27 protein-coding genes are annotated in these 22,536 nt (G+C 49.7%); 4 read left to right on the plus strand and 23 right to left on the minus strand.

The features are described from left to right. The first annotated feature begins 65 nt into the window (after positions 1-65). Together QUD54_RS03665 and QUD54_RS03670 are read left to right on the plus strand one after the other, a co-directional pair. Positions 66-1,262, plus strand: a complete 1,197-nt coding sequence (locus QUD54_RS03665) for a M20 metallopeptidase family protein (RefSeq protein WP_286337607.1) — start codon at positions 66-68, stop codon at positions 1,260-1,262. Then, on the plus strand, positions 1,263-2,708 hold the full coding sequence (locus QUD54_RS03670) for a GNAT family N-acetyltransferase (protein ID WP_286337608.1): 1,446 nt from the start codon (positions 1,263-1,265) through the stop codon (positions 2,706-2,708). Here the strand turns inward: QUD54_RS03670 and QUD54_RS03675 are convergent. The 6 genes from QUD54_RS03675 to QUD54_RS03700 are packed head-to-tail and all read right to left on the minus strand — an operon-like array spanning position 2,683 to position 6,341. Continuing rightward, positions 2,683-3,096 (minus strand): thioredoxin family protein, encoded by a 414-nt coding sequence (locus tag QUD54_RS03675; RefSeq protein WP_286337609.1) that lies wholly within the window; start codon positions 3,094-3,096, stop codon positions 2,683-2,685. The two genes, QUD54_RS03670 and QUD54_RS03675, sit on opposite strands and share 26 nt — an antisense overlap. Positions 3,097-3,154: 58 nt before the next feature. Further along, positions 3,155-4,258: a succinyl-diaminopimelate desuccinylase gene (gene dapE, locus QUD54_RS03680; RefSeq protein WP_286337610.1), complete on the minus strand. Its 1,104-nt coding sequence runs from the start codon at positions 4,256-4,258 to the stop codon at positions 3,155-3,157. Positions 4,259-4,270: 12 nt separating this feature from the next. Beyond that, positions 4,271-4,612: a hypothetical protein gene (locus QUD54_RS03685; RefSeq protein ID WP_286337611.1), complete on the minus strand. Its 342-nt coding sequence runs from the start codon at positions 4,610-4,612 to the stop codon at positions 4,271-4,273. Between the two features lie 31 nt (positions 4,613-4,643). Then, positions 4,644-5,030 carry an ExbD/TolR family protein gene (locus QUD54_RS03690; RefSeq protein WP_286337612.1) on the minus strand — a complete coding sequence of 129 codons (387 nt, stop codon included), beginning with the start codon at positions 5,028-5,030 and terminating at the stop codon, positions 4,644-4,646. Then, the gene (locus QUD54_RS03695) at positions 5,030-5,554 is read right to left on the minus strand and encodes a MotA/TolQ/ExbB proton channel family protein (protein WP_286337613.1); all 525 of its coding nucleotides are present in this window, start codon (positions 5,552-5,554) and stop codon (positions 5,030-5,032) included. The genes QUD54_RS03690 and QUD54_RS03695 overlap by 1 nt, the downstream gene beginning before the upstream one ends. A 13-nt stretch (positions 5,555-5,567) precedes the next feature. Then, the gene (locus QUD54_RS03700; protein WP_286337614.1) at positions 5,568-6,341 is read right to left on the minus strand and encodes an energy transducer TonB; all 774 of its coding nucleotides are present in this window, start codon (positions 6,339-6,341) and stop codon (positions 5,568-5,570) included. A gap of 161 nt (positions 6,342-6,502) precedes the next feature. Between QUD54_RS03700 and QUD54_RS03705 the strand changes: the two genes are divergently transcribed. Together QUD54_RS03705 and QUD54_RS03710 are read left to right on the plus strand one after the other, a co-directional pair. Next, positions 6,503-8,521 (plus strand): EAL domain-containing protein, encoded by a 2,019-nt coding sequence (locus QUD54_RS03705; RefSeq protein WP_286337615.1) that lies wholly within the window; start codon positions 6,503-6,505, stop codon positions 8,519-8,521. A 48-nt stretch (positions 8,522-8,569) separates the two neighbouring features. Continuing rightward, positions 8,570-9,784, plus strand: coding sequence for an NnrS family protein (locus QUD54_RS03710; protein WP_286337616.1), 1,215 nt, complete (start codon positions 8,570-8,572; stop codon positions 9,782-9,784). 4 nt (positions 9,785-9,788) lie between these two features. Here the strand turns inward: QUD54_RS03710 and QUD54_RS03715 are convergent, their stop codons facing one another. The 17 genes from QUD54_RS03715 to QUD54_RS03795 all read right to left on the minus strand — a co-directional run bounded on the left by QUD54_RS03715 (position 9,789) and on the right by QUD54_RS03795 (position 22,355). Beyond that, positions 9,789-10,058 carry a hypothetical protein gene (locus QUD54_RS03715; protein ID WP_286337617.1) on the minus strand — a complete coding sequence of 90 codons (270 nt, stop codon included), beginning with the start codon at positions 10,056-10,058 and terminating at the stop codon, positions 9,789-9,791. A gap of 12 nt (positions 10,059-10,070) precedes the next feature. After that, positions 10,071-10,550 (minus strand): hypothetical protein, encoded by a 480-nt coding sequence (locus QUD54_RS03720; RefSeq protein ID WP_286337618.1) that lies wholly within the window; start codon positions 10,548-10,550, stop codon positions 10,071-10,073. After that, positions 10,547-11,512 carry a hypothetical protein gene (locus QUD54_RS03725; RefSeq protein WP_286337619.1) on the minus strand — a complete coding sequence of 322 codons (966 nt, stop codon included), beginning with the start codon at positions 11,510-11,512 and terminating at the stop codon, positions 10,547-10,549. The genes QUD54_RS03720 and QUD54_RS03725 overlap by 4 nt, the downstream gene beginning before the upstream one ends. Then, positions 11,509-12,177 carry an ABC transporter ATP-binding protein gene (locus tag QUD54_RS03730; protein ID WP_286337620.1) on the minus strand — a complete coding sequence of 223 codons (669 nt, stop codon included), beginning with the start codon at positions 12,175-12,177 and terminating at the stop codon, positions 11,509-11,511. The genes QUD54_RS03725 and QUD54_RS03730 overlap by 4 nt, the downstream gene beginning before the upstream one ends. Positions 12,178-12,190: 13 nt before the next feature. Beyond that, a complete protein-coding gene (locus QUD54_RS03735) occupies positions 12,191-13,360 on the minus strand; it encodes an ABC transporter permease (RefSeq protein WP_286337621.1) in 1,170 nt (389 codons plus the stop codon). After that, positions 13,357-13,644, minus strand: coding sequence for a hypothetical protein (locus QUD54_RS03740; protein ID WP_286337622.1), 288 nt, complete (start codon positions 13,642-13,644; stop codon positions 13,357-13,359). The genes QUD54_RS03735 and QUD54_RS03740 overlap by 4 nt, the downstream gene beginning before the upstream one ends. Before the next feature lie 22 nt (positions 13,645-13,666). Next, entirely contained in the window at positions 13,667-14,866 is a 1,200-nt protein-coding gene (locus QUD54_RS03745) for a nitrous oxide reductase accessory protein NosL (RefSeq protein WP_286337623.1), read from the minus strand. 66 nt (positions 14,867-14,932) lie between these two features. Then, positions 14,933-15,412 carry a nitrous oxide reductase accessory protein NosL gene (locus tag QUD54_RS03750; RefSeq protein WP_286337624.1) on the minus strand — a complete coding sequence of 160 codons (480 nt, stop codon included), beginning with the start codon at positions 15,410-15,412 and terminating at the stop codon, positions 14,933-14,935. Positions 15,413-15,480: 68 nt separating this feature from the next. Next, on the minus strand, positions 15,481-16,308 hold the full coding sequence (locus QUD54_RS03755; RefSeq protein ID WP_286337625.1) for an ABC transporter permease: 828 nt from the start codon (positions 16,306-16,308) through the stop codon (positions 15,481-15,483). Positions 16,309-16,405: 97 nt separating this feature from the next. Beyond that, a complete protein-coding gene (locus tag QUD54_RS03760; RefSeq protein ID WP_286337626.1) occupies positions 16,406-16,858 on the minus strand; it encodes a nitrous oxide reductase accessory protein NosL in 453 nt (150 codons plus the stop codon). Next, positions 16,845-17,492 (minus strand): ABC transporter ATP-binding protein, encoded by a 648-nt coding sequence (locus QUD54_RS03765; protein WP_320051775.1) that lies wholly within the window; start codon positions 17,490-17,492, stop codon positions 16,845-16,847. Before QUD54_RS03765 ends, QUD54_RS03760 begins: the two co-directional genes overlap by 14 nt. Next, on the minus strand, positions 17,492-18,403 hold the full coding sequence (locus QUD54_RS03770) for a NapH/MauN family ferredoxin-type protein (protein WP_286337627.1): 912 nt from the start codon (positions 18,401-18,403) through the stop codon (positions 17,492-17,494). The genes QUD54_RS03765 and QUD54_RS03770 overlap by 1 nt, the downstream gene beginning before the upstream one ends. Before the next feature lie 32 nt (positions 18,404-18,435). Continuing rightward, on the minus strand, positions 18,436-18,954 hold the full coding sequence (locus QUD54_RS03775; RefSeq protein ID WP_286337628.1) for a c-type cytochrome: 519 nt from the start codon (positions 18,952-18,954) through the stop codon (positions 18,436-18,438). Beyond that, positions 18,951-19,514: a c-type cytochrome gene (locus tag QUD54_RS03780; protein WP_286337629.1), complete on the minus strand. Its 564-nt coding sequence runs from the start codon at positions 19,512-19,514 to the stop codon at positions 18,951-18,953. The genes QUD54_RS03775 and QUD54_RS03780 overlap by 4 nt, the downstream gene beginning before the upstream one ends. Continuing rightward, positions 19,507-20,307 (minus strand): 4Fe-4S dicluster domain-containing protein, encoded by an 801-nt coding sequence (locus QUD54_RS03785; RefSeq protein WP_286337630.1) that lies wholly within the window; start codon positions 20,305-20,307, stop codon positions 19,507-19,509. Before QUD54_RS03785 ends, QUD54_RS03780 begins: the two co-directional genes overlap by 8 nt. Continuing rightward, positions 20,304-21,557 carry a nitrous oxide reductase family maturation protein NosD gene (locus tag QUD54_RS03790; RefSeq protein WP_320051779.1) on the minus strand — a complete coding sequence of 418 codons (1,254 nt, stop codon included), beginning with the start codon at positions 21,555-21,557 and terminating at the stop codon, positions 20,304-20,306. The genes QUD54_RS03785 and QUD54_RS03790 overlap by 4 nt, the downstream gene beginning before the upstream one ends. A gap of 9 nt (positions 21,558-21,566) precedes the next feature. Continuing rightward, positions 21,567-22,355 (minus strand): cytochrome C, encoded by a 789-nt coding sequence (locus tag QUD54_RS03795; RefSeq protein WP_286337631.1) that lies wholly within the window; start codon positions 22,353-22,355, stop codon positions 21,567-21,569. Positions 22,356-22,536: the final 181 nt, after the last annotated feature.

Raw genomic sequence — 22,536 nt, forward strand, 5'->3', positions numbered from 1 at the left:
TTCGTTTTTGAGGATTATTATACATTAAGATGAGGGGTACTATTATTAAAAACAAGGAGGCTTTCATGAAACTCGAAGAAGCGATACGAAAAGAGATAGACGGCATATTCGACCAAATTATAAAGATTCGTCACGACATTCACCAAAATCCTGAACTTTCAGGAGAGGAACAGCAGACACGTCTACTCATTCGAGCCATCCTCGAAGCGGAAGGCATTCCTTTCAAAACTTTCGAAAAGCATTACGGTGTCGTTGCGGATATCATCAAAGACCCGGCACTTCCCACAGTTGCCATTCGAGGCGATATGGATGCCCTGCCCATGCCGGAAAACAGTGCCAAACCCTACGCTTCCAGAAAAGAGGGGATCATGCATGCATGTGGACACGATGCCCATACGGCGATCGCGCTCGGATGTGCCCTCGTGCTGAACCGCTTCAAAGAGCGTCTGCCGGGCAATGTCCGTATCATCTTCCAACCTTCGGAAGAGGTACTCGAAGGTGGAAGCAACCAGATGATAGAAGATGGTGCACTCGATGGGGTCGCCGCCATCTTCGGCCTGCATGCCTACCCCTACCTGAGAACCGGTCAAATCGGCTACAAATATGGCGTCATGATGGCTTCCGCCGACACGTTCAGTTTCGACATTTACGGCAAAACCGCCCACGGCGCGCGTCCGCACGAGGGAATCGACGCAGTGCTTGTGACAGCCATGGCGATCAACTCGCTCAACCATATCGTCAGCCGGCGTATCGACCCGCTGCATCCGGCCGTTATCTCGATGGGAAAGATCGAAGGGGGCAAGGCGCCCAATATCATCTGCGACTTCGTCACGGTTGCCGGAACGGTTCGGACCGTCAATGAATCGGTTCGCAAAAAGATCCCGGAGATGATGGAGACGACGATCAAGGGAATCTGCGAGGCGATGGATGCGAAGTATCACTTCAGGTATGAATTCGGCCCACCGGAACTGACCAACAACGATCATATGGTCGATATCGTCAAAGCCGCTGCCGAAGAGGTCGTCGGGCAAGAGGGGCTTGTGGATCTCGTCGATCCCGTCATGGGCGGCGAAGATTTTTCACGCTATCTTCAGATCGTGCCGGGAGCCTTTTTCCGCCTCGGAATCTGCAACGAAGCCAAAGGCACCTGTGTACCGCAACACAACACCCGTTTCGACGTCGACGACGACTCTCTCGCGATCGGCATAAAAATTTTGTCGCTCAGCGCCGTCAAAGCCCTCGATGAAATGAGGAAAAAGTAGATGAGGCATCTTGTCTCGCTCGCCATTCCCAACGACAAACGCTATATTCCTCTGACTCTCAACCTCATCAAAGAGGCTGCACAGCTGGCACAGATCGGTCAAAAAGATACGATTGAAATCATCGATGCGAGCAGAGAACTCCTCTACAACGCCGTTTTACATGCCTATCCGAAACATATGAACGGGCCGATCGACATCGAGATCCATTTTCTGTCGCATGGCATCGAGATCACCATTCACGATATGGGGCTTCCTTTCGATTTCGACCGCTATATGGCTTCTGAAAACGAAGGAGGGCTCAAAAGAATTCGGCATTATGTCGACGAACTCCGCTTTGTCAATCTTGGAAAAAAAGGAAAGTCGTTTACAGTTTTCAAATCACATCCGATCGACTTCGAAGAGATGGTTTTCCGGCCCTACTCCGATCTCGAAGACGAGTCTCCCGCTTCGTTGAAGCCTGCCTCGATACAGATCCGCGATTTTGAGCCGGGAGACGAGGAAGCGATCAGCCGGCTCATTTACAACAACTATACCTACAGTTATTACAAGTCGCTCTTCTATTATCCCAAACGGATCCGTGAGCTCAACGAAAAGGGTGAAATCGCCTCCATCGTGGCCCAGACCAAAGAGGGTAAAATCGTCGGGCACTTCGCGTTGGTCAGAATATCCGACTCCAACATCGCGGAAATCGGCGTCGCAGTCGTTCATCCGGAGTACAAAGGCAAGGGTATCATGAACGCGATGCTCGGGCGCATCCAGCAGCGTGCGAAAGAGATGGGTCTCGATGCGATTTTCGGAGAGGCACTGATGCTGCATCCTTTTAGCCAGCGGGCAAATCTGCATCATGGCTTCGGTGAAAGCGCCCTTCTGCTCGGCATCGTCCCCAACACCGTCTCCCTGACCGATCCAAACGCCGTCAGAACCCAAAAGCGTGCTGCCGTACTTGTCGGCTACAAAATTCTGAACAAGACGGAGACTCGGGCCATTTTCGTACCCAAAGCGTACAAAAATCTCGTCGAGACGATCTATGCGAACAATCATCTGAAAATTACGACGCCCGAAGTGAAAAAGAGACCTCCGCTCAATCTTATCGGGTATGAGTTGAGTGACTATACACAGACCGGCACCCTGATTATCGACAGAATCTGCAGCGACTTCACCCATACCTTGCGCCATTACCTCCATCTTCTCTACAAAAAGCATGTCGACATGATCTACGCCGATATCAACCTGATGCAGTGCAATCGAGTCGATGAAGCGGTAAAGATTTTAAAAGAGGAGGGGTTTGTCTTCAGCGGTATACTTTTTTTCAGAAAAGGGAGTGATGACTACCTGCGGCTTCAAATGCCGAACAGCGATAATGTGGAGATGCGGCAGATCGTCTGCCACTCGGATTTCTGCCATCGACTGCTCGATGTCATCACTGCCGAGTTCGACGCGTTTTGAGCCGGCGTATCGCCATCGTCAAATCACTCATATAGTCATCCGGTTCCCAATAGCCCGCAACCGGTTTCATAAGCATCTTTTCGTTCGATGTCAAAAAAAATGTTGTCGGGACCATCGGAGATTTGATGAAATCGGGAAAATCCAGGTTTTCCCGGTAGACGATAACCGGCACAAAATGATTATTGATATAAGTAACTACTTCGGGGTTTTGCAGTGTTCTGTTCTCCAGTTTTCGACACCAGCGGCAGGTATGTGACACCAACAGAACGAGCATCGGCTTGCCCATTCTTTTCGCTTCCACCTTGGCTGCATCGTAATTTGGCTGCCAATTCACTTCCGCCATCAGAAATCCGGCAAGTGTCAAAAAGAGTATCAACAATTTCTTCATTCATTCCCCTCTATGATTTTTTCTTATTTTAAAGAATGTTTGTGGAATGTTTGTGGAGTTAAAATGATTTAATTACTTCATCGAAGACCCGCTTAAGCCCCTCTACCTCTTCGGGAGTCGTTCGCTCGTTGGGTGCGTGGATCGTATCGTTTTTGACACCGAATTCGACGACATCGACGCCGAATTCGGCCAAAAACCGTGCATCGCTCGTACCTCCGGCGGTAGAGTATTTCGTATCGATACCCGTTTCATCTTTGATCGCAGCGGTTATCGCTTTGACGATTTTGGAAGCCTTGTCCGTCATAAAAGGCGCAGCCGACTGATTCAACGTAAGAATGTAGTTCATGTCCTTGAAATAGCGGTCGACGAAACTCTCGATATCGGTTTTGGATGTTTTGGTGTTGTTGCGGACGTTGAACATCATCTTCAGTTTCCCGGGTGTGACGTTCGTCACCTCCATACCGGCACGAATGTCGGTGATGACGAATTTGCTCGGGGCAAAAAACTCATCCCCTTCGTCCAGGTCGACGCCGGCGATATACGGAAGCACCTGCGCCACCTTATGGATCGGATTGACCGCCTTTTCCGGATAGGCCGCATGCCCCTGTTTTCCGATCTTTTCGATAATCCCGTTGATCGAACCGCGCCGGCCGATCTTGATCGCATCGCCAAATACCTCTTCACAGGTCGGTTCGGCGACAATCGCGTAGTCGGGCAGAAAGTTTTTCTCTTCGAGATATTTCAGCACCTCGATCGTTCCATGCTTCGCATCACCCTCCTCGTCACTCGTCAAAAGCAGCGACAAAGTTCCGTTGAAATGTTCGGCTTCACGACACGCCTGTACGAACGCCGCCACACCGCTTTTCATATCCTGAGCACCGCGGGCATAGATGAAACCATTTTCGAACTTCGGTACAAACGGATCGCTCCCCCACCCGTCACCCGGCGGGACGACATCGATATGGCCTGCAAAACAAAGATGCGGACCTTCTCCAAATTTTTTGTAAAGAAAAAGGTTCTTGACATTGACCCTGTTGATCCACTCCGCCTCGAAGCCATCGAGATAGTCCCGAATGAATGTCAGCGCCCCCTCGTCGTTCGGTGTCACGGAAGGGTAGGAGAGAAGTTTGACGAAGAGTTCTATCGTATCGAGTTTATGCACTGCAGAACCTTCTCAATATTCAGGGTTTTCATAAAAGATATAGGGCGTGAAGTTGCTGATTTCGAAATAGAGCTTCTTCTCTCCTTCGTCTCTTTTGAAGTTGAAGTTTTTATCGAGATAGCCATAGCCGTAACGGTATTGGCGCGGCGTACCGTCATCCGTTCCCTTTGCCGTGGAAAGCTTGTCGATCTTGATGAAACGCATCACGAGCTTCCCTCCTTCATAAATATCGAGAACACCGTCGGTGCCGGTCCAGTTCTGCATCGCCCGCCCCAGTTTGTTCTGCGTCTCCTGGGTACATCCCCCCAGCCATATGAGTGTCGTAAACAGCAAAAGCGTTGTCACTCTCTTCATGTTCCCCTCCTCTTTTTGATCGATTGTAGCATTACTGCGCAGCTTTTTCAACCAGTGCCAGATTGTTGAGCCCATGCTTTTTCAAAAGATCGAAAAGTTTGATAATCTGTTCATACTCAACCTTTTTGTCGATCCGTACAATGACCGGTAGGCTCTTCTCTTCGATCCGGGAGAGTTCTTCATCCAGTTTTTTGAAATCCACCGTATGGTCGTTGAATGCCAGCGAGTCTCTGTTCATCTCTATGATCGCCTCTTTTTTCTTGACCATTTTACCCCCCTCTTTACCTTCCGGAAGATTCAGAAGAAGTGCCAGTTCGTCTTTTTTGAAAACCGAAGTGACCAGAAAAAATATCAGTAACAAAAATACGACATCGACAAGCGGTGTCATATCGAGGGTAAGGGACTCTCTTCGTCTCATCACTTCGATCCGTAAAAGTGGAAAAGAAGTTCCGCTTCGAGATTCGCTTCGATCCTGTCCAGATAGGCGATCAGGTAGTTGTAACCGATCGTATGGATAATCGCGACGATCAATCCCCCCACCGTCGTCACAAGTGCCATCGAGATACCCTTCGCGAAACTCGAGGGATCGCCCATTCCGACTTTTGCGATCGCTTCAAAGGCCATCAGAACACCGATGACCGTTCCAAGCAATCCGAAAAGTGTCGCTGTCGTCGCAACGATCTTGATTGTCGGCATCCCTTTTTCAAGCCTTTTCAGGCGGCTCTGCAACAACTCTTTGATAACGAGCAAAACAGTCTCGTTCTCTCCCGATCCTATCGCCGAAAACTCTTCGACAATCGCATGCGCGTGTACTTTTATCTTTCCATTGTAGAGCCAGTACTGTATCGCTTTGGTGACCATTATGGCGACGCCCAGGGTATTCATGGCGATAAGAACCTCCATGATGACACCACCCGATTCGATATACTCCATCAGACTCATGACATTTCCTGTTTTATTTCAATCGATAGTTGATCGGCACGGTGAGTATCAGCCGCTCTTCATCAAAAACTTTCGGTAGCGGACCGAATGTTCCAATTTCGTTCACCGTTTTGAGTGCCGCACGGTTGAGTCTTCGATATTTCGAAGCCCGAACCACTTTGGCGCAGCAAACACTGCCGTCTCTTTGAATGACAAATTGTACCTCAACCTCACCGGTTTGTCGAAGTTTTTTCGCAATCCTCGGATAATATTTCTTTCTCTCGATCATCTGTCGCACCTTTTTGAGATATTCGGCCTTTTGTCGTTCAAGCTTTTCCAGATCGAGCTTCTGTGCCGATACGGACGGCTTTTTCGCCATAGGGGTAGGCGAAGGAGCGGAAACGGGTGCTTCATGTTTTTCTATTGTCGGTTCGAAACTCTTGTCGACTTTTTTTGCGACACTCTTGCGGACTTCATCGGCCGGCTTCGGAAGAGGTTTGACTTCGGGTTTCGGTTTGGGCCGTGGTTTCGGCTTCGGCTTCGGCTTCGGCTTTGGTTTTGGTTTGACCTTCTCGGGTTTGGCAAGAGGCTTCGGACGCCGCTGTTGTGGTACCGGTTTCAATGTCGGCTTCGGTTTGCAGACCTCTTTTTCCGATGCAATCCGCAAACGTACAGCACGCTCTTTTACCACAGGTTTTTGTGAAGCGGGCTCGAGATGAACATAGAGCAGAATCAACGCTTCGGCAACGACGACGGTAATCAAAATGGAAAAGAAGAGATAGCGCCCTACATATTTTTCGTCAAACACCGTACCTGCCTTTGATCTCGACCCCCATTGCTTCGGTTGAAACAGTGATTATATACAAAAGAGGTTAGGCAAAAATTAAAATAGACTTTAAAATGAATATTATCGCACTTTAAGTGCAATCTCTATAAAATAAATACACTTTTAATTATAATGGTAAATAGATGACAAAAAATATTTCTGCAAGATTCTTAATCATCTTTCTCTCTTTTTTTATCTCCGGAGCGTTTCTTATCGACTCCATTTTGCGCTCGATGGAGCTCAATCGACATGTCGAGAGATACAACGAACAAATCCTCGAGCCTCTTTTCAAATTGGGCCTTCTACTGAGCGAGCTCCACCACGATGCGATGCGAACGCTCATACCAATCACAAAAGAGGCTTTGAAAGTCGAACGGCGGTTACCGTACAACCATGAAGAGATATCGAAACAGTTTACATCGCTTTTGAGTAACGATATCGCTTTTTTGGATCGAAAAACGTATGAAGCGCAGATTCTTTCACTGAAGAACGAGTGGAAGGTGTTCGAGAAAAAGCATGAAAAGCTGCTGAAGAGTCTGAAAAAGAGGGACAAGAGATTGGAACACCTCTATTCGGACTATCTTTTCACCTATACCAATTTCCAAGCGAACCTCGACGCATTGAAAAAATATCTCGACAGTCACTTCAACGATTTTATCGAAAATGAGAAAAAGAGCATTACAAACACCTTTTACCTCGCTGCTGTACTCGCCGTTTCGACCCTTGTTTTACTCTTTTTTCTACTGCAGGAAGTCAACACCATCAACAGAAAACTGAAAAAGTACCTGGAAGAGCGTGAAGATTTTCAAAAACGGCTTGCCGAAGCGAACAGAGCGTTGACGGACTATTCCGAAAAACTCGAAGACGAAGTCAAACGACGTACCGAAGAGGCATTGGACCATCTGATGAAAAATCCTCTCACGAAATTTCCCAACCGTTTGAGTTTCATCAAAAAACTCGGGGAGTTCCCCACTGCATCCATCGCACTTTTCAACATCGACCATTTCCGCTCCTACAACGATCTTTTCGGTGCCAAAGTGGGAGACAGGATCATTCAGGAGTATGCAGCCTACCTTCGTCAAACCATTCCTTATCTGTATGAAATCTATCATCTGCAGGGTGACGAGTTCGCGATTGTGGAACCCAATAAAAAGACTTCAGGAACGTTCCAGGCAATGATGAAACAGGTGGCACAGCTTGTCAGAGAGTTTCATTACACCGACAGCAACGGAAACTTCGTTCTGCAAGTTTCGATGGGTGTGGCCATCGACGAGGAACAAGCACTCAACAAAGCGGATATGGCGCTTCGCCAGGCCAAAAGTTCCAATGAAAGTCTCGTATTTTACAGCGAAGCCCTGATCGGCACCCACCACTATCTGGAAAACATCACGATGACGAAAGTTTTGAGCAGTGCCATCAAACAAAAGCGCATCGTCCCCTATTTTCAGGCCATTGCGGAGACATCCAGCGGCAAAATCGTCAAATACGAGGTTCTGGCACGACTTATCGATGAAGAGGGAAATGTGATTCCACCGGGTCAATTCATGCAGCTGGCGAAACAGATCAAACTTTACGAGAAGATTACAAAAAGCATCTTTGAAAAAGCGATGGATGCCATAGAAAAATATGGTTTGCATCTCAATGTCAATCTCTCCGCAGACGATATCCACCATCTTCCAATAAGGGATTATATCATCGATCGCCTGGCCATGTCACAATACAGCGATCATCTGACACTCGAACTGCTGGAATCGGAGGAGACGAAAAACTATGAAGATGTCCGTGCATTCATTCAGCGTGTCAAACAGTATGGCGTAAAGATCGCCATCGACGATTTCGGATCGGGATACTCCAACTTTGCGAAGATCCTGAAACTTCGGATCGACTATCTCAAAATCGACGGTTCGTTCATCAGCAAAATCGATACCGACCCCGATTCGAAAGAGTTTGTCGAAATTATCCAAAAACTTGCCAAGACCTATGACATTGAAACGGTTGCCGAATATGTCTCGAGCGAATCGATCTATCGGGAAGTACGCGCGATCGGCATCGACTTCGCCCAGGGTTATCATATTTCCAAACCCAAACCCCTTGAAGAGATTTTAATCGACAATACGCGCCATACACCGCTATCCGTCGGTTTTAAAAGAGATACCGGTTAGATAGTTTGCAATCTGCTACAATTACATTTTAAATTTCAAGGAATCATCGTGCGTACTTTTCAACCCGAAAAATCGGAACATTCAACTTTTACATATTTTCTCTCTCAGCCTCATCAGCCATTTTTTCTCATGGGAATCGTCTGGGCCATCGTCACGATGCTGCCGTTTATGCTCGGTTTCAAAGGCATTCTCCCGCTAGGGCTGGGCCCGACCGTTTTTCATGCCTATACGATGCTCTTTATCGTCTTCAGCCATTTTTTTCATGGCTTTCTGCTTACGACGTTTCCCCGTTTTTGTATGACACAGCCTGTACCTTACGCTATTTACACTCGACTCTTCCTCCTTTATGAGGCTGGTGCGCTGCTCTTTATTCTCGGTGCCCTCTTCTTTGCACCACTTGCAATTATCGGAGTTTTGACGCTCTTTGCAGGCCACCTCTTCGCAATAAGCAATTTCCGACTCATCTACCAAGCTGGCGGTTCACCGGAAAAGTCCGATCCCTTTTGGCTGCTTGTCGCACACGCGTCCGGCCTTGCCGCCCATCTGATTTTCGTTGTTGGAATCATCTACGATACCTTCGATATCCACTTCGGCTGGCAGCCTCTCGCCGTCGGCATCGGCATCTATCTCTACCTGATTTTTCTGACGTTTACCGTCGCACAGCGGATGATCCCCTTTTTCAGCCATGTCATAGCAGACAAACCGCAGCGATTCGTCCCCATCGTCTACTCGATGCTGGCGATCAAAGCCGCATCGTTCGCCTTCGGATTGAACGCACTCGACATTGTCGTGACATTGGTTTTGGCGGGCTACCTGCTCAAAGAGTTTCTAAGCTGGAAACTGCCTGTTTTCAGTTCTCCGGCAATTTTGTGGGTGCTGCATCTGGGACTCTTCTGGCTTCCGGCGGGACTTTTGATCGATGCGGTGAGCAGATTGGCGGAACTCTGGTTTCAGACGTCGTTCCTTTTTGCAGGGATGCACCTCGTCGCGATCGGGTTTGTCACCACAATTCTGATCGGTTTCGGTACGCGCGTGACACTGGGGCACTCCGGACAGGTTCCACATGCTGACAAGATATCGGTGGGGCTCTTTTGGCTAACAGAAGCGGTGGTTTTGGTGAGGTTTCTCTACTCTTTGGGTATGGGTCTCGGGCTCGATCTCTTCTGGCTTTTCGATCTTGCCGCAACACTTTGGACGGTTCTTTTCATTGCCTGGGGCATCAAATTCGGCCCCGTTTTGTTCAGGGGTAAAACAGAGGGGTAAAAGTTTACCCTTCTGCCACACCTGTCTCATCCTGATACTTCTGCATCAAACCGCGTATCTCGAGGACATAGACATCCATGATCGTTTTGTCGACCGTCGGGTCGACACTCCATGCTACCTGCATGCCGGGACCGTAGTCGCGCCCCATCTCTTCGATCTTTTCCATATATTCGTCCAGATTGTCACACACGACCGTCTCTCCGGTTGCCGTTTCGGTTAGTTCGATATACCATCCGCCCAGCGGCTTTGCTTTGATGACCGATTGAAACTCCATTCGTTGACTCCTTTAATATCCTAGTAATTTTTTTCTGATTTTCGGGTCTTTGAGCGTCAGACCACGCAGCACACGCAGTCGCATCTCCTCGAAAGGTATGCGATCCTTCGCCGGTTTTTCGTAGGCACCGAAGCCATACCCCATCGGCGTCGGATCGGTTTGTGAATAGTGCGCTTTCGTCGCATCGATCCAGCGGTGCATGTCTCTGCTGTAGACCCAGAGTCTGACGTGTGAGGGGTCGACATGGTGCGCCTCCATCCAGAGCACCATGCAGCCAGGATCGTCAAAGACGACCACCTCCCCGTTTTTTCGTACCAGTTCGGCACTGTCGATCATCGATTTGAGATCCATATGGCACTGCGGACAGGTAACGCTGCCGGGTTTGAAATCGACGGGTTTGCCATTTTCGCTTCTGATACCGACATTTCCGCCTTTGTCACCGCAGCCGCCCAGAATGAAAAGCGACAAAAGAAACAGACCGATCCATCTCATAGCCAGACTCCGTTTTTCAGATAGAAACTTATCGGGTAGTATGATACAACAAAGAGGTATAAAGTGTCCAAAACTATCGACCGATTCAGCCATCCGCGTACCGTACCATAGCCCAACTTTTCCGCGATCCATGCGGCGATGCCGTAAAAGGTTCCACCAAAGAGAAAGGTATAGAGGAAATAGCCGACATAATGGTAGTCGCTCTGCAAAAGGCAGAAGGGGCAGTGGTGGTGCGGCATTTCGTAGACGTAGGTCGAGAAGAAGGCGATGAGAGAGACGATCGCGACAGGAATGAAAAGAAGGTTGAAAAGCGCCGTCCAGAAAGCGCGTTTAAAAAGCCATGCCACTGCGATCAATACGAAATTTCCATAGAACAGCCCGAGAATGAGCGGAGTCGGAAGCGTGATGAACGCCGATACTGCCGAACTTTTGGCCGCCGAAAAGAGCGTTCCGCAGCAGCTGACGATGACGTGGGGATTGATACCTCCCATGTGAAGCGCCTCCAGCACGACTTCGAGGGTAAAGAACGGAAAGATCAGGATGAAAAACCAGAATTTCATCTTCGTAAAGGGGTAGTCCGGTTTTTTCATGTCGATGCGATGCAGAACGATCCAGAATCCGAAAAGGTAGAGGTCGAGAATCTTGACGACAAAAAGCGGCAGGCCGTAGACGGTGGCGTTGGTCACCCCGGCCGCACACATGGCGCCGGGCAGGATGTTGGAAAGGTTGTCGAGCGTATAGATGAAATAGAGAAAGAGCGGCAGTTTGAGGTAGAAGATATACTCGATGATCGTCGCAACCAGATAGGCCCGTTTTTCGAGTGCGTACTGCAGCGGCGTCGTGGCGTTTCGGTCCCACTTTCGGACGATCTGTACCGAAATGGCAAGCGCAATGAGCGCAAAAAGAAACAAAATGCCATCGAGCAGTAAAATGGCGATGACATCGGGGCTCAAAAGGTTCACACGACCCTTCCGTTATGAAGTGTGATCTCTCTGTCGGTGATCGGCAGATCGAAAAAGAGCGGGTCGTGCGTCGCGATGAGAATGGTCTTCCCCTCTTCCTTGATACGCTTCACATACTCCAAAAACCGCTCTGCCAGTTTCGCATCTAGATTCGCCGTCGGCTCGTCGGCGAGAATGATAGGTGGATCGTTCACGAGCGCTCTGGCGATCGCCACCCGCTGCTGCTCCCCGCCCGAAAGATTTTTTGCCAAGTCATCCCGCTTGTGCGCGATCGAAAACTCTTCCATCACCCGCTCCGCCTTCGCTTCGAGCTCCTTTTCGCTCAGCTTTTCGGGAATCAGCGGTGTCACGATATTGTCGAACACCGAAAGCGTCGGAATGAGATTGAACTTCTGAAAGATGAAGCCGATCTTTTCGCGCCGAAAGAGCGAAGCGAAATCGTCGGGAAGTTTCGACACCCGCGTCTCCTCCACGATCACCTCCCCCGAGGTCGGTTTCTGCAGCGCCGCGATGAGCGAAAGCACCGTACTCTTCCCGCTCCCGCTGGGCCCTTTCAAAATGACGAGCTCGTTCTCCCCCACTTCGAAGGAGACATCCCGCAGTGCCGTCATCTCGTTGGGCCTACCCTGATTAAAAACCTTCGTTACATTTTTGACTTCAATCATTCATAATCCATCATCATCGTATGACCTCATCCGCCTCAAGTGTCGCCGCCTTCCATGAAGGAATCAGCGTCGCGGCGATATAAACCGGGACCGTCGTGAAAAAGATCAGCGCCAGCGTCCCACCGTCGAGCGCAAAGGGCAGATCGAAGGGAGGCTTGAGCACCGAATAGCCCATAAACAGATCCCGCATCAACGGCGCGCCGAGGCCGAAGACGTAGCCAAGCGCCAGCGTCACGGCCAGAAAATAGGCACCCACGGAGATGACGGCAGCCTCGAAAAACTTGACATTCAGGATGTCGCCAATCTTCCAGCCCAGCGCTTTGAGGATGCCGATTTCGCGTTTCTCCTCACTGCTGAGTCCGCTCGCTTTGTCGTAGATAATGATGAAAAAGGTGAAGATGGCGATGATGAAGAGTGCCAGGAAGATGCCGCTTTTGTAGTCGAAGACGTTCTGGTAGCTGATGCGCAGATCCTCTTTGGTGATGACGCGGGTATCGGGATAGTGTTCACCGATCTTTTTGGCGATCGTCGCCACCTCTTCGGGGTTGGCCACATGAACGACGATATCGGTCGCCGCGCCTTCTTCCATTCCGAAAATATCCCGAACCAGAGAGCTCTCCATCACGATGATATCGTTGCTCTCGAGCGTCGTCGCCGGCTTGAAGACACCTCCGACCGTCACCTTCGTCAACTCCCCGTCGGGCTTGACGAAATAGAAGTAGTCGTTGAAAAAGTTCCGTTTCAGCGTTTCGTAAACCCCCTGGCCCACGATCATCGTATCCTCTTCGACCAGCCCCTCCGCATAGGTGTCGGCTACCATATCGAGCTCTTTTTTATACTGTTTTCCAAACGCTTCGACTCCGACGATACTGAAATTGACTCCGGCTTTCGGAAAATAGTAATAACCCCAGACCCTGGGTATCGCGTCGCTCACGCCGAATATCCGGGCAATGGTTTCGCTTCTGTCGGCTTCGATGTCGGTCTGCTTACCGGCTACGACGCGCTGTACCGTAATATCGGGCAACGCTTCGAGTGTCGTGAACATCTCGACTTTGAGCGAATGGGTGATCATGAAGATCGATGCGAGAATGAAGATCATCAGCGCGAAAATAACGAAAATGAAAAGGTTCTTGCTTCCTCGCCGCATCAAAGAGCTGAGTGCGAATGCAAATAGATTTTTCATTGGCCGACGATCCTCGATGGTACCAGTTTTTCGATATGGGAAGGTGCATAGGTGAACGATGCTGGAAAATAGTCCAGAAGCTCGGGCCCCTCATTGAACGGAGAGTAGAGATCGGAGAGGGAACGAAAACGGATAAACCTCGCTTCCGTCGCGACACTGAGATCCGGAAGCTGTACCATTGCGACAAACGCATTTTTTGTAGCGACAGTCGCTTTCGACACACTCTTTTCCGCTTCGAAATAGAGCATCTCTCCCACCATCACAGACAGGAGCAGTGCACTCATAACCGAAAAGTGTCCGATACGCCTATTCATCCAGTTTGTAGACGAGCTCTTTCGTGATTTCATCGAAACGGAGAATTTTCCTACCGTGATGGTCTCTCATGAAGTTCTCCGCCGCCGCTTTCGTTTTGAAAGGGATCAATTCGTTCCCCATCGGCCCATAGACATCACTGCCGACGACATACCACGCCGCTTTCGCCCAGACCGGCTTGAGTGTATAGTAGTCACGCACGACAATCTTTTTGATATGCTTTTTGATATCCCCGTAATCGCCCCATTTCTCGGGTTCGAAGTAAAACTTCATCAAATCTTTGACACCGTCGAACGCCAGATGTGCCAGTTTTCCATTCTTTTCGTAATAGATAAACGCGGCCCATTTGGGATGTTTGTAGACGAACATACCGCAAACCGGGCATTTTTCCTGCTTGCTCAGGTCGGGTCCTGCAGCCGGCTGTGCCGCACCCATTTTGCCTTTGCAGCCCGGCATACGGCCTCTATTCATGTCACAGCGGCACCCTTTCATCATATCGTCGGCATGGCCGCCTTTGACATCCCAAAGATAGAGCGCCACCGCCTGCAGCTGCTTCTCCTTCATCGGTTTGCAGAGCTTTTCACTTCTAATCGCCGCTTTGAGATCGTTGATGTGTGCAAATTTGGAAACATCGATCGGCTGACACATTTTTTTGTAGATCCTCTCACCCATCGGATACATTTTGGTCTGCTTCTTCCTGGCGATCATCATCGAATCTTTCGCCAACGCCTTTTGCGCCATCTTGAAAGCCGCATCGAAATCTACGATCTTCCCACCATACTTTTTCTGGAACTTTTCGGCATCTTCGAGCTTTGCGAAAGCGATTTTGCTCGTCATGCTCATCGTCCCTTTGATTTTCGAACCCACCACATAACGGGCCCGTTTCGCATCGATCAACTCTCCGGTTTTTGCATCGACGACGAGAATCTTTTCAACATTCTCTTTTATATTGGGCCAGTCGGCGGCAAGACAGCGTATGGAACAGTACTGTTTTTTCGTGCCGTCTTTCAAAACGGCCGCGTGGGAAGTTTTGTAGAACATCTTCAGATTCATGCCACACACCGGACACCACATTTTCTGCGGCCCTGACTGAATCAACTGCGGTTTGCCCTCCGCCATCTTGCTGAAACCCGCGGCCGATGCCATCGCCGTCAGCGAAAGCACCGTTACGATCAGCACTACAAATCTTTTCATCTCTTCAACTCCATTTCATTGTATTCATGGAAAATCTTACCCAACCGATGTTAATATCGCGTTAAGTCACATATCGAGATAGCGGATCAGCCCGTATCCTTTGTTGCCCATTTCATCGAAATCCATAATCCGAGTTCCGCCGTATCTTTTGACGAAGAGTTCGGCTTTCGTTCTGGATGAAAAAGGAATCAGGTCATCCCCATGGGGGCCTGTGAGGCGGCTTCCGAAAACGAACCATGCCTTTTCTATGGGAACCCTTTCACCACCGAGATAGTCTTTGACGTACATCTTGTCGACTTCGGTCCGATCTTTCACCCCATACTCCGGATACTTTTCAGGGTGGTAATAGAAATTCATCATCGCCTTGACGCAGCAAAAACGGATATGTTTTCCGTTTTTGAGAATCATCTCGGTTTCGAACTTCGGGAATTTGTCGATCATCAGCTGATAGACCGGATCACGCTCGTTCGGTTTGTCGCCCCAGGCACTATCGGCCGCAAACATAACCGACGTGATCAGCAACAGTGCCAAAAATATTCGTCTCATTCAACCTCCTCTTTCTTCACTCATTCAAAATTTGAGGGACATTGCCCCGCACTCGCGCCTTACACCTTCTACAGCAGGTCTCTTTTCCTGAACGAAACGTACCCGAGCAATGCAAATATCGCACCCAGGACAATCGGATAGAGAATCGCATAGACCATCAGGAATGTATGGCCCAGTGTATCGAGAAGATAGTATGCGACGGGCCCGATCACAGTCAGCTCCGGATCGAAAAGCGCGATCGCCCCGATACGGAACGCTTCCAGAGGATTGAGCATCGCGATTGTGATAATCACGCCGTCAGGCACTCTGTTTTGCATCATGAGCCCGATCAGCGCGACATCGATAAAGGCGAGCAGAAGAATCCAGACGGTAAACGACAGCCCGAGTGCGACATCGTGGGACTTGACGAGTGTCGAGATAAAAAAGGCGATCCCCAGAAACACCGTACAGATCGAAAAAATGAGTCCGGAATAGAGAAACACCATCGCCCATGGCAGTGCGCCTCCCTTGGTAAGCCCCCACGCCACGCCGATAAAGAGTGCGATGATGACCGGAAGAAAGACCGTCATGAAACGGCCGAGGATCTTGCCCCAATAGTAGGCTTTTAGCGAGATCGGAAACGAAAGCATATATTCGAGTACATTGCTCTCACGGTCGGCCGATATCGATTTTACCGTGGTGATCAGGATGAAAATCGGCAAAATGATCACCGTCACCTGCATAAAAACGAGAAGCAAGCGGCTGAGTCCCGTAAACCCCATCACCACGGCATCGGTAATGCCGCTGATGAAAAAGAGCCCCATCAGTCCGCCGAATACGAAGGCATAGACATAGAACCACTTCGCCCGCAGGCTCTCTTTGATATCCAGGTAGGCTATCAATCCAATATTTTTCATCGATTAAATATCTCCTCTCTTTGTGAACACGTCCCCAAAGAAATTCCTTTCACTGAAGCTTCGTCGTCGACGAGAGAAACGATCGACGATTGCTTCATTATCGTCCTATCTTGATGACACGCCGTTTGACCTCATCGAAGTCGATCACTTCGCCGCTTCCGGCATCCTCTTTGTTTTTATAGGCGGTAAACCCATACCCCATCGGTGTGATTTTGTCGGTCGAGTACCATGCTTTTCTCGCATCGATCCACGCTCCCGTCTTGGCATCCTTGACCCAGATGATCGCCTGATCGCCCCAGGGCAGATGCTCCTCTTCGAACCACAAAATCGCACATCCGATATCGTCGAACTTATAGTGTCTGTGTGTTTTCGGATCGACCACATCGACGGCGTATTTGCGCTCGCTGATCGCCATTTTGCACCGCTCGCACATATCACGGTCCCAGTGCACCTTTTCGGGTTGACGCCAATCTTTTTTCTCACACCCTCCGAACGTCGTCACCAGCCATGTGCCGATCAAGAGTGCGAAAAGCGCTTTAAATCGGTTCATCTTCCATGACCTTTCCAAGATCCATGTAGACTTTTCTGTTCGCCAATCCCTCGATCTCCTCCACGCGATGGGTAATGAAAATGGTGGAATGGTCGTAATCGATCGAAGAGAGAAGCCGGTAAAAGTGGTCTCTCGCTTTGGGATCGAGGTTGGCCGTCGGTTCGTCGAATACGAGAAGCCGGCTCTTTTTCGCCAGTGCGATCGCGATGAGAAGTTTCTGCTTCATGCCGCCGGAGAGTTTGAAAAAGGGTTTTGCCATATGTTTTTCGACATCCAGTTCCATCGCATCGGCCTGCGAAACGATCTCCTCCTTTGCCGTGCCGGTGCTTCGCTCGACATAGGTCAGAAGTTCCGAAATATTCAGCTTTACCGGTGGCGGAAGCTGAGGAATGAAGCTGATATGTCTCAACACGTCCACCCGTGCGACAATCGGGTCATACCCCTCGACACGAATCGATCCGCTGTCGACATGGTAGAATCCGAGAATCGAACGGACGAGTGTCGTTTTCCCGGCACCGTTGGGGCCCATCATCGCGACCTTGTCGCCGAGCCGTATCTGCAAAGAGACATCATCGAGCACTTTGGCACCCATGAACTTTTTTGTAACGTTGCGTACTTCGACGATGTTTTTCATCAGACCAAATCTTTCAATCGGAATGTAAAGTTGTAGGCATCGGTATGACAAACGTCGAAACAGCGGGCACAAAGCGTACAGTCACCATTGACGACAATCTGCTTCGTGACACCCTTCTCCTTCCGCTCCTTGTCATATTTCGGCTTGATGAATTCTATCACATGATTTTCGAAACAGGCGTTCAAACAAGCGCCGCAGTGGTCGCACTTGTCCATATCCCACTGCACTTTCGTCGCGCTGATCCATCCAAGAAGGTTGTAGGTCGTTCCTACAGGACAGATGTAGCGGCACCACATACGTCGTGAGTAGAAGATTTCGAAAAGCAGGATCACGAGAACCCAGACGATCGCCAGGCTCCACCCATAGACGATAAAGCGGCTCAAAATCCCGATCGGGTTGACCACTTCGAAGATCAAAAAACCGTCGATAAACGTCACCACGATGATGACGGCCCAGAACGCGAAACGGATGCGTGGGTCCCAGTTCCGCTCTTTGATCATCTTTTTCGTCACCAGCTTTTGATGGATATGTTCACCGATTTCGCTGAGGATGCCGTATGGGCATGCCCATGCACAGAACGACTTGCCCCCGACCAGCAGGTAAAAAACGGCGATCGTGACCGAACCGATAATCATATTGGTGTGGATCACGTGCGTCGCCGCCCAGGTTTCGATGGCTGTAAAGAGATCGATCAGGTGGAACCCCAAAAGCCTCGAACCGTTCATCGTCCCTTCGAGCAGCTGCACGTCGACATGATACGATATAAAAAACGCGATATTGATGACGATGACGCTCATCCAACGCCAAAAACGCCAGGTTGGACGAACGCTACCCGTTTTCGTCCTGTAATAGAAGGTGGACAAAAATGGGGCACGGATGATATCGCGAATACTACTGTTATATCTATCCATTCTCTATCCTTTTGTTAATGGAACGGTTCACGCTACTCGGCAGCCGCTTTCAGTTTCTCTTCGAACGTCGCGATCTCTTCACTCAACGCTTTCAAATCGGCATCCGACATTTTGGCGAGAAGCCCATACATGACATAGTTTTTGCGCACGCCGCTCTTGAAATCGGTCAACGCTTTGTAAAGATCGGCTTCACTCTTTCCGATAAGGCTCGGCCCGATGGCGCCTTCACCGTTGACCCCGTGGCAGGATGAACATTTCTGCTTGTAGAGCGGACTCACTTTGAACGCCATCGCACTTCCCGCACGCTCTCTGAGCGCCTTGAGTTTCTTGGCGACTTCGTCTTCCTCTTTCTTCATCTGCTCTTCCACGCTCGACTCTTCGATCTGTTGGATCGGCTGTGTCGTCTTCTGCACAGGCACTTCCTGCTTCGACTTCTCGATAATTTCCTGTATCTGCCTGAAGCGTTCCGCTTTCTGATCGAGCTGATACATGAAAACCATAGCCCAAAGTGCGAGCAGTGTCGCAATCGCCGCGATAATATGTCGAATCATTGTCTACCCTTTCTCATTTCCTGGATTTGTTTGTTGAATATCGCGATCTCGTCCGCGATACTTTTGAGTTTCGCATCGTCGAGCTGATCGACCAGCTGCTTCATCAGAACGTTCTTTTTTTCACCCGATTTGAACGCCAAGAGTCTTTTGTAGATGAAATCTCCGTCTTTGTCCAACAGCGAAGGACCGATGACACCGTTGGCGTAATCGTCGTGACAGGGTGAACATTTGACGATGAAGTCGCGGCTCAGTTTGTTGATCATCATCTCGATCTGCACACGCTCGTACGGGGAGCGGATATTGAGATAGGCATCGAGTGTCGTACGCCGTTTCTCCTCTTCCGATGCGTTTTTCTCTTTGTTGTAGGAGTAGTAGAACTGTCCCGTATTCTCTTTCGACTCCTGCTGAACGTCACTTTTTTTGACGGCTCCGGCCGTCACTTTGATCTGTGGTGCACTCCGTTGTGACTGCGATTTCGACTCTTCGCTCTTCTTCTCGCCGCAGCCGGCCAGACCGGCTATCAACACGGCACTCAGCGCCACCATTGTAAACTTATGCATTTTCTACCTTTCCCCCATATATGTCGGCGTATGTTTTACGCGGAATGATCTTGATAACGTCAACCGGGCAGAGCTCCACACAAGCACCGCAGCCGTTACACGCTTCACGGATTTCAGGGAGCATTCCGCCCCCTTTGGCATCGACCATGCCGATGGCCAGTGTATGATCCGGATGGAACGGACACAAATCGGCACAGATCGTACACACCTCTTCCCCCCGATGCTTTTCGAGCTTCTGCAGCAGCGCTTTTTGCAACTCCACCTTCTCCGGGTCGTTCGGATCGATCGTGACTTTGTGGGTTCGACGCTCCTCTTGCGTAATGACTTTGGTATGCTCGTAGATTCTATCGATCGCACTGTCCGGCACCGGCTTCCCGATCTTAGCAAGACATCCGTCCGGGTCGTGGACGACGGCGATGCCCATATGGATGAATTCGATGCTGTCGTGCTCGTGGTCGAGCGCGCCGCTCGGGCAGGCAAGAATGCACGGAAAGGCTTCGCAAAGATAACATCCGCGGTCTCTGGGTTCGATATAGGCCATTCCGACACCCGCTTTGCCGTCGATATCTTCGAGTTTAATCGAGTCGTAGGGGCAGACCTGTAGACACTGGCCGCATTTGATACATAGGCCGACATACTCCTCTTCGGGCACCGCACCCGGCGGCCGCAGTCTCGGCTCGGCCGCTTTCAGATAGGGCCCACCTAGAATACCTCCAGCAGCGACAAGACCAAGTACCCCGAGTCCCGACATCTGCTGTATAAATTTGCGTCGTTTTTTCTCTTCAGGTGTCATTGAACAACCCCCTTTTCCAAATCTTTTTCATACATGACCGGATGTGCGTCTTTGAGCAGCATCACCGGTTGAGAAATCGGTGCCAGTCTGGCGAGAAAATTCATGATCGAGATAATTGGAGATGCGTAGAAAAATTTGATGTTCGGATTCAAAAGCCATATTTTATCCGCATAGTAGAAGAGATTGTATGGCGTATCTCCTATGCCGTCGTTGTCTTTATCGAATCCTTCATAGTCATCCCAATAGTTTCTATCCCAAAAATTCTTGACCGAATGGAGCGTCACCTTGTCGTCGTCGACGACATGTTCGATATTACCCTTGAATATATTTCCGACGATATTGTTGGAGATACTCAACGAGTGAAAATGGATTCCCTCCGAATTGTAGAGAATCTTGTTGCCCTCGATCGTATTGTTCTGATCGGGCTGAAAAGGGGAACGGTCGATATAAATGCCCCTCGCACAGTAGATCAGGGTATTGTCTTTCAAGGTAAAGTTGCTGGCATCCTTGAGCCCGATGCCAAGCCCCGTCGTACCCAAAGAGCTCTTAACCACATTGCCGATGGCGATGGTATCCTGCGAATACATGAAAAAGATGCCGACCGAGTTGTGCTCATAGGTATTGTAGAGCACTTCGTTTTTCCCCGCATACATGAAATGGAGCGAATAGCGGCCATACTCTCCGAAGTTATGGGCGATGACGTTGCCGTGCGAATACCAGACGACAAAATCGCGCGACTGGGTTACATGGTTATAGCTCAAATTGTTGTCGTTGCTGTACCAGACACGAATGGCATCGCCCCGAAGACCGAGCGTAAAGGGTTTCGACCGGATCCAGTTGCGCGTTATCCGCGAACGGTGCACCTGCTCCATATCGATACCGAAGAGGCAGTCGTCAATTTTACAGTTGTCGACCGTGACATGCTCCGCCTCTTTGATGGAAACACCGGCATCGACCCTTTCGTGTTCTTCCCCACTGTGCAGAATCGTCAGGTTTTTCAATGTCACGTAGGAGCTCCTGATCGTGACAACCGTTCCATTTCCATCGCCAACGATTTTGGCTTTTTGGTCAACTCCATCGATGATCAACGGTTTGTCGATGACGATGTTTCCATGGTACTCGCCGGCCGGAAGCTCCAGTTTGGAGCCCGATTCGGCACGGTCGATGGCTTGCTGCAGAAGATTCTCCTGCAAACTGTTCGAAGCCATCAGTCCCATTATGGATACCATCATCAACACCGCACGTTTCACCCGCTCTCCTTACACTTCCTGTGCCGCGAGCTTGCGAGCTTTACGTTTGGAAATGATCGCCAGCAGGCTCAATGCACTGATGGCGAGCAGCAGCCAGAATCCGGTCGTTGGATAGGAGTGGGTCGTAAACTGCGCCACCTTACCGTCTCCAAAAACCGTCGGCATGAACGGCTTGATCTTGAAAGCCCCCCATGCATGCATATGGTGGCCGAACCAGTAGAGCCAGTAGGCATAGAACCCCAGGAAGATCACGGGCAACGTCACCGGAATCAGCATCAAAAGGTCGAGGATTTTTGCATCGTAGAGCATATAATAGACCATCAGAAGCGCCACCAATACCAGTGCATAGGGTGCAAAAGCCCGCAGATACGGTGCACCGCGCTCCATCGGATCCATTCCGATATAGTGGTTGATCGTATTCATTTCGTGGACGTCACCGCTGAAGCCGTCGAAATGGTAGTAGACCGGAATCCCTTCAGGAAAGGACTCTTTCGGATAGTTCGGTGCTTCGAGCGCGACATACCAGATCGGTGCCGTCACGACCGAAAGCTCCGCATCCTCTTCGATCATCTTTTTCAGATCCCCTACCGCCTCTTTGGGGGTCGTCGTACTGACGTACTGCCCTTTCTGGTAGTAGTTCCACACTTTATAGGAGATTTCCGGAATCTGATCCGCTTTCCCGGCACGTACAAGCTCCACGACATCGTGTGTAAATACTGCCGGAATGACAAACCAATACATCAAAATACCAAAGGCGATCAGTGTAAAAATTCTGGCCTTCGTCAGTGAACTCTTCATGGCTCGGTTCCTTTCATTGCTAGATTGGAATTGATTATACACAAAAACGACCATATAATTATTTGATTCAAGTCAAATTATAGTAGCAAGTCATATAATCAATAATTTTGACGAATAATTATATGGTTATTCGGTCAGTTGCTGTTGCAGGACCCGGGAAAGTTCCCGGATCCTGAGAGAA

Source organism: Hydrogenimonas cancrithermarum, from assembly GCF_030296055.1.
GTDB classification, from domain to species: Bacteria; Campylobacterota; Campylobacteria; order Campylobacterales; family Hydrogenimonadaceae; genus Hydrogenimonas; species Hydrogenimonas cancrithermarum.

What these genes read in the sequence shown, in the direction of transcription:
- QUD54_RS03715 (WP_286337617.1), bottom strand. Translation starts at nt 10,058, where the DNA reads ATGGAGTTTCAATCGGTCATCAAAGCAAAGCCGCTGGGCGGATGGTAT.
- QUD54_RS03755 (WP_286337625.1), bottom strand. Translation starts at nt 16,308, where the DNA reads ATGAAAAATATTGGATTGATAGCCTACCTGGATATCAAAGAGAGCCTG.
- QUD54_RS03775 (WP_286337628.1), bottom strand. Translation starts at nt 18,954, where the DNA reads ATGATTCGACATATTATCGCGGCGATTGCGACACTGCTCGCACTTTGG.
- QUD54_RS03785 (WP_286337630.1), bottom strand. Translation starts at nt 20,307, where the DNA reads ATGACACCTGAAGAGAAAAAACGACGCAAATTTATACAGCAGATGTCG.
- QUD54_RS03720 (WP_286337618.1), bottom strand. Translation starts at nt 10,550, where the DNA reads ATGAGATGGATCGGTCTGTTTCTTTTGTCGCTTTTCATTCTGGGCGGC.
- QUD54_RS03770 (WP_286337627.1), bottom strand. Translation starts at nt 18,403, where the DNA reads ATGGATAGATATAACAGTAGTATTCGCGATATCATCCGTGCCCCATTT.
- QUD54_RS03760 (WP_286337626.1), bottom strand. Translation starts at nt 16,858, where the DNA reads ATGAACCGATTTAAAGCGCTTTTCGCACTCTTGATCGGCACATGGCTG.
- QUD54_RS03675 (WP_286337609.1), bottom strand. Translation starts at nt 3,096, where the DNA reads ATGAAGAAATTGTTGATACTCTTTTTGACACTTGCCGGATTTCTGATG.
- QUD54_RS03665 (WP_286337607.1), top strand. Translation starts at nt 66, where the DNA reads ATGAAACTCGAAGAAGCGATACGAAAAGAGATAGACGGCATATTCGAC.
- QUD54_RS03745 (WP_286337623.1), bottom strand. Translation starts at nt 14,866, where the DNA reads ATGAAAAGATTTGTAGTGCTGATCGTAACGGTGCTTTCGCTGACGGCG.
- QUD54_RS03670 (WP_286337608.1), top strand. Translation starts at nt 1,263, where the DNA reads ATGAGGCATCTTGTCTCGCTCGCCATTCCCAACGACAAACGCTATATT.
- QUD54_RS03735 (WP_286337621.1), bottom strand. Translation starts at nt 13,360, where the DNA reads ATGAAAAATCTATTTGCATTCGCACTCAGCTCTTTGATGCGGCGAGGA.
- QUD54_RS03750 (WP_286337624.1), bottom strand. Translation starts at nt 15,412, where the DNA reads ATGAGACGAATATTTTTGGCACTGTTGCTGATCACGTCGGTTATGTTT.
- QUD54_RS03730 (WP_286337620.1), bottom strand. Translation starts at nt 12,177, where the DNA reads ATGATTGAAGTCAAAAATGTAACGAAGGTTTTTAATCAGGGTAGGCCC.
- QUD54_RS03705 (WP_286337615.1), top strand. Translation starts at nt 6,503, where the DNA reads ATGACAAAAAATATTTCTGCAAGATTCTTAATCATCTTTCTCTCTTTT.
- QUD54_RS03795 (WP_286337631.1), bottom strand. Translation starts at nt 22,355, where the DNA reads ATGAAGAGTTCACTGACGAAGGCCAGAATTTTTACACTGATCGCCTTT.
- QUD54_RS03765 (WP_320051775.1), bottom strand. Translation starts at nt 17,492, where the DNA reads ATGAAAAACATCGTCGAAGTACGCAACGTTACAAAAAAGTTCATGGGT.
- QUD54_RS03740 (WP_286337622.1), bottom strand. Translation starts at nt 13,644, where the DNA reads ATGAGTGCACTGCTCCTGTCTGTGATGGTGGGAGAGATGCTCTATTTC.
- QUD54_RS03695 (WP_286337613.1), bottom strand. Translation starts at nt 5,554, where the DNA reads ATGAGTCTGATGGAGTATATCGAATCGGGTGGTGTCATCATGGAGGTT.
- QUD54_RS03685 (WP_286337611.1), bottom strand. Translation starts at nt 4,612, where the DNA reads ATGAAGAGAGTGACAACGCTTTTGCTGTTTACGACACTCATATGGCTG.
- QUD54_RS03780 (WP_286337629.1), bottom strand. Translation starts at nt 19,514, where the DNA reads ATGCATAAGTTTACAATGGTGGCGCTGAGTGCCGTGTTGATAGCCGGT.
- QUD54_RS03690 (WP_286337612.1), bottom strand. Translation starts at nt 5,030, where the DNA reads ATGAGACGAAGAGAGTCCCTTACCCTCGATATGACACCGCTTGTCGAT.